The organism is Blastomonas sp., from assembly GCF_041747255.1.
Taxonomy (GTDB): Bacteria; Pseudomonadota; Alphaproteobacteria; order Sphingomonadales; family Sphingomonadaceae; genus Blastomonas.
The window spans coordinates 1-4582 of record NZ_JBGTFM010000211.1 but is presented as its reverse complement, the minus strand read 5'-3'; the positions used below and the strand labels follow the sequence as shown (position 1 = coordinate 4582).

Genomic DNA, 4582 nt, shown 5'->3' with positions numbered 1-4582 from the left:
GCGGACTTCGCGCTGGTCAAGCGTTATGGCGATGGCCCCGATCCGCAGGAGCGGCGGATCACGCGGCCTGTTGCCGGGTCGGTGCTGGTCTCACTGGACGGCGCGCCCGCCAGTGGATGGCAGCTTGTTGAAAACGGCATTGTGCGCTTCGATGTTCCCCCGCCGCCCGGCACGGCGGTGCGCGCGGGCTATCTGTTCGATGTCCCCGTGCGCTTTGCCGAAGATGCGCTGACCACCGGCATGGCGACCTTTGCGGCGGGCGAGGTCGCCTCGGTGCCGCTGGTCGAAATCCGCGAGGCGGCATGAGGACACGCTGGTTTGATCAGCCGCTGGAGACCATCGCCATGGTCTGGCGCCTGGAACGGCGCGATGGCATTGTGCTCGGCTTTGCAACCCATGACCGCGATCTGCTGGTGGACCAATTCACCTACCGCGCCGCGCCTGGCATGATGCCCTCGGCGATTGAGGCCGATGACGGGCTGGACGCGCTCGATCTGGATATCGGCGGCGTGCTTACCCACGATCTGATTCGCAGCGACGTTCTGGCCACCGGGCGCTGGGACGCAGCAGCTGTGCGGATCGGCCTGGTCGACTGGCTGTTGCCCAATCAGGGCATCGGCTGGTTTTGGTCAGGCACGCTCGGCGCGGTGTCGCGCAATGGCATGCGCTTCAGTGCGGAGTTGCAGGGCGTCAAGGCGCGGCTCGATGAGGGTTTTGCGCCGGTGACGTCGCCGTCTTGCCGCGCTGCATTTTGCGATCGGGAATGCGGGCTCAACCGCAGCGCCTTTGAACGGTGCGCTGAGGTTGCGAGCGTGTCTGCGTCAGGTGTGACCTTCGCCGCTATCGATCCTACCATGGCAAGCGCGCTGGCAGGAGGCAGGCTGCGCTGGGTGAGCGGGGACAATGCCGGGCTTGAGGCCTTTATTGAAGCCGCAGATGGCGCAGCCTTGCAGCTTGTATCGAACGCCGCAGCCATCCCGCAGCCCGGCGACCGCGCAATCCTGATTGAGGGATGCGACAAGACGCTGGCCACCTGTGCCACGCGCTTTGGCAATGCCGTCAATTTTCGCGGCGAACCGCATTTGCCGGGCAATGACCTGCTAACCCGGTTTGCAGCGTTGTGATGGCTATTTCACGCAGCATGCTGGCAAAGCGCTTTGCCGATCGAGCATCTGGCCTGATTGGCGTGCCGTTTCGTCTGCATGGCCGCTCGGCTGAAACGGGTCTCGATTGCGTGGGGCTGGCGGTGGTGGCGCTGGCGCGCGCCGGGTGGCGCGTCGATCCCCCGTCGGATTACCGGCTTCGCGGCGGCGTGCTGATCCGCTTCGATGATTGGGCCCAATCTTGCGGTTTCAGGATCATTGGCCCGGAGGCCGCAGCGAGTGCTGGCGATCTGCTGCTGTGCCAGCCTGCACCCGATCAGTTTCATCTGCTCGTGTACGGCGGCGCGCAGATCATCCACGCCCATGCCGGGATTGGCCGGGTCGTCGCCATGCCGCTGCCTACCCCCTGGCCGGTTGTGCGCCGCTGGCGCCTGCAAGAGGATTTGTAACCATGGCGACATTGGTGCTCAGCACGGTCGGCACCCTGGTGGGCGGGCCGATCGGCGGCGCGCTTGGCGCGCTGGTGGGCCGCAGCATCGACCAGAACGTCCTGTTCAGGCCGCCATCGCGCGAAGGGCCAAGGCTCAAAGACCTTGCGATCCAGAGTTCGCAATATGGCAGCGAACTGCCGCAAGTGTATGGCCGCGTGCGGTTGGCGGGCACGGTTATCTGGTCGACCGATTTGCAAGAACGTCGCGTACGCCAGGGCGGCGGCAAGGGGCGCCCCAGTACGACCAGCTACAACTATTCGGTCTCCTTTGCGGTGGCCCTGTCCAGCCGCCCGATCATCGGCATCGGACGCATCTGGGCAGAGGGCAACCTGCTGCGCGGAAGCGATGGGGTGTTTACCAGTGAAACCGGATTTCGCGTCCATCATGGGCTGGGTAACCAGTCCGCCGACCCGCTGCTTGCTGCGGCCGAGGGGCTTGGCCAGTGCCCGGCCTATCGCGGGCTGGTCTATGTCGTGTTCGAGGACATGCAGCTTGAAGCCTTCGGCAACCGGCTGCCATCGCTGACCTTCGAGGTGATGGCTGACCATGGCGATATTTCGCTGGCGACACTGGCTGAGGCTGCGGGCGTGGTGGTGCTGGCAGGTGATGAGGCGGCGGTGACCGGGATCGCGCTTGGCGGCGAATCCCGGCGGGATGCGATTCGCCTGCTGGCGACAGGTTTTCCGATAGCATTGACCGAGCGCGACGGACACATCACTGGTCGCCTGCACGACATGGCCTTGCCTGGTGATGACAATCTGGGTCGCGTTGAGACCAGTAATCTGCTGGCGCGTGCCACCAATGACGCTGACGGCGACATGACATTGCAACAGGCGGCGCGTCGTGATGGCGCGCTGGCGCTGCGTTATTATGATCCTGAGCGTGATTATCAACCCGGCCTGCGGCGGGCGGGCACATCCACCAGCGGACGGGGCCTGCAACTCGATTTTCCTGCCGTGCTGTCGGCAGTGGCGGCCCAGCGTGTCGCAGAGCGTCTCAAGCGTATTGCCGTGCAGGCGCTGCAGTGGGTTGAACTGCGCAGTTCGGTGATTGATCTGAACGCGATGCCCGGCGGGCTGGTTCAGGTTGATGGTCTTCCCGGTGTCTGGCGCGTCACGCGCTGGAACTGGGACGCAGCCGGCATCGATATGACCCTGAGTCGTTTCGAAATTCTCGGGCCCGGATTGGTGCTGGCCGATGATCCGGGGCGCAGCATCAACACCCCCGACCAGCCCGTTGGCACAACGGCTCTGGCGCTGTTTGATATGCCTTCGCCGATGGACCGACCAATGGCCGCGCCGCATGTCGGGCTTGCTGTCGCAGGGGTATCAGCTGGCTGGCGCGGCGCACATGTGCATCTGGTCGAGGCTGATGGTTCGCTTGGCGATGTTCTCGACTATATCCGGGTGCCTGCGACATTGGGCGTTGCGCTGGACGCGCTGCCCGCCGGCACGGCGCTTTTGCGCGATGACCTGAATAGCATGACCGTCGCGTTGCTTCGCGACGGGCCATTCGTGCTGGCCAATGCCGGTCAGGAAGCGCTGGCGCGCGGGGCGAACCTTGCGATGGTGGGTGACGAAGCGATCCAGTTCTCCCGTGTCGAACCGCTGGGCGACGCACAGTTCAGGTTGTCCGGCCTCTGGCGCGGGCGTGGCGGCACCGAAGACCGGATGTTGGGGCATGTTGCGGGCGAACCGTTCGTCATGGTCGACGAAGCCCTGGGGTTGCTTGACCCATCGCGGATTGCCGCCGGAGCAGCGCTGCGTGTCGGGGCTTTGGGCAAGGGCGATGCAATCCCCGTATTTGCCGATCTGCCATTTTCAGGGCGCGCGGCCAAGCCGCTTGCCCCGGTGCACGGCCGCTGGTCGATGTTGCCCGAAGGCGCGTTGCGGCTCGACTGGGTGCGACGCAGCAGGGCTGGCTTTGCCTGGCGCGACGGCGTCGATTCCCCTCTGGCTGAAGACCGGGAAGCTTATCGGGTCACGCTGTTGGCTGACGGGGTGGTTGTGCACGAGCAGAATGCCGATGCGCCGTCGGCGATCATCAACGCTGCCGCCTTGGCAGCTGCACAGGCGGCCGCAACTGCATCACTGGCGGCCAGGATAGAGCAATTGGGCTCGCTCGGCATATCCGCGCCGCTGCTGGTAGCGCTGCCCGGCCCATAATCGGCCACAAGAGACATTCCGCATCGCATTACAACAAGTCGGCAAAAGGACTGGCGCATGACATCGTACACCCCGAATCTTGCCATGCCGCTGCTGTTTGCAGCGCAAAGCCAAAAGGAAATCCTGCACAATGAAGCGATCGTTGTGCTTGATGCGATCACCACCGGGAGCGCCGAAGCGCTGGCAAACGATCCATCAGCGCTGACACCTGCCGAAGGGCAGTTGTGGATTGTCGGCCCCGATCCGGTTGGTGCATGGAGCGGCCGGGCGGGCGCGCTGGCGTTGTTTACCGCGGGCGGCTGGCGGTTCGTATCGCCGCTCGCGGGCATGCGGGTTTATGATCGCGCAGCTGCGATGATCCGTTTCTGTAACGGTACCATCTGGACATCGACCGATGCAGTCGCCGCCCCGGCAGGCGGTGACATTATCGATGCGGAGGCCCGGGCAGCGCTGTCCGCTTTACTCATCGTATTGCGCACTGTTGGCTTGCAACCTGCTGCATAACCGATTTCCCCACGATTCTTTTGGAACCAAATCAAGAAACCAATCCCTTGTAACGACATGGCATTTTTTTGTTTAAGACCCCCAATATGGCGACATTTTGGCAACACTCTGGGCAAAACCACGCTTGCGCCACAGGGGTGTTGCCGCTAGTAACGTTTCCGAGTTGTCGTTCCAAAACCTATTTATAAGGGGATTAAGTATGCGAAAGTTAGTCATAGGACTGGCGCTTGCATCAACCGCCCTGACCACACCGGCATTTGCCCGTGACGGTCAGTGGTATGTCGGTGTCGAAGGTGGTGCCACCATCGTTGAAGATATT

General features: G+C 63.5%; 5 protein-coding genes and 1 pseudogene. All 6 read left to right on the top strand.

Annotated features, from left to right (window positions below; genetic code table 11):
* A partial coding sequence (locus tag ACEW8G_RS07600; RefSeq protein ID WP_373487827.1) for a DUF2460 domain-containing protein occupies positions 1-306 on the top strand: 306 nt, incomplete at its 5' end.
* Entirely contained in the window at positions 303-1124 is an 822-nt protein-coding gene (locus tag ACEW8G_RS07595) for a DUF2163 domain-containing protein (RefSeq protein ID WP_373487826.1), read from the top strand. The genes ACEW8G_RS07600 and ACEW8G_RS07595, both read left to right, overlap by 4 nt.
* Positions 1124-1552, top strand: a complete 429-nt coding sequence (locus ACEW8G_RS07590; RefSeq protein ID WP_373487825.1) for an NlpC/P60 family protein — start codon at positions 1124-1126, stop codon at positions 1550-1552. Before ACEW8G_RS07595 ends, ACEW8G_RS07590 begins: the two co-directional genes overlap by 1 nt.
* A gap of 2 nt (positions 1553-1554) precedes the next feature.
* On the top strand, positions 1555-3759 hold the full coding sequence (locus ACEW8G_RS07585; protein ID WP_373487824.1) for a phage tail protein: 2205 nt from the start codon (positions 1555-1557) through the stop codon (positions 3757-3759).
* Positions 3760-3816: 57 nt separating this feature from the next.
* A complete protein-coding gene (locus tag ACEW8G_RS07580; protein ID WP_373487823.1) occupies positions 3817-4263 on the top strand; it encodes a DUF2793 domain-containing protein in 447 nt (148 codons plus the stop codon).
* Between the two features lie 199 nt (positions 4264-4462).
* Positions 4463-4582 (top strand): annotated as a pseudogene (locus ACEW8G_RS07575) (flagellar motor protein MotB); the annotation flags it as partial.